Here is a 557-nt window from a genome sequence, read left to right as displayed (position 1 = left end):
CCTCCTAGGCCCGTACCGCAGCCAGTACCCCAACCCGCTCCGGTTCCGCACCGGCCAGATCGTCGAACTCGGTGTTCGTGACGAGGAATGGCCGGCGTTTGCCTGGGTACGCACCGATGACGGGCGTGCCGGCTGGGCACCGGTGGCGTGGTTGCAGTTGCTGGACGATGGTCGCGCAGAAGCCCTGCGCGACTATGACGCCCGCGAACTGGACGTGGACAGCGGTGAACTGGTCAAACTGCATCATGAACACGGTGGCTGGTGGTGGTCCGAGCGCGCGAACGGCGCGACGGGTTGGCTGCCGGCCCGCGATCTCGAACTGCTGGAAGAGAACTGCACATGAGTGAGAACAAGAATTTCCACCTGCCCGACCTCGGCGAAGGCCTCCCCGATGCAACCATCGTGGAATGGTTCGTCAAGGTCGGCGACGTGATCGAGCTGGATGCGCCGCTGGTCTCCATGGAGACCGCCAAGGCCGTGGTTGAAGTGCCTTCCCCGTTCTCGGGCAAGGTGCTGAAGCTGGCCGGTGGCGAGGGCGACATCATCCCGACCGGCAG

The 557-nt window shown here is 65.0% G+C and carries 2 protein-coding genes; both read left to right on the top strand.

The features are described from left to right. On the top strand, window positions 1-343 hold a 343-nt coding region (locus AC1DN0_RS41300; protein ID WP_477146637.1), incomplete at its 5' end, for an SH3 domain-containing protein. Beyond that, on the top strand, window positions 340-557 hold a 218-nt coding region (locus tag AC1DN0_RS41295), incomplete at its 3' end, for a biotin/lipoyl-containing protein (protein ID WP_477146636.1). The genes AC1DN0_RS41300 and AC1DN0_RS41295, both read left to right, overlap by 4 nt.

Source organism: Cupriavidus sp. 05N39 (assembly GCF_056397325.1).
This window is presented reverse-complemented; position numbering and strand designations above follow the sequence as displayed.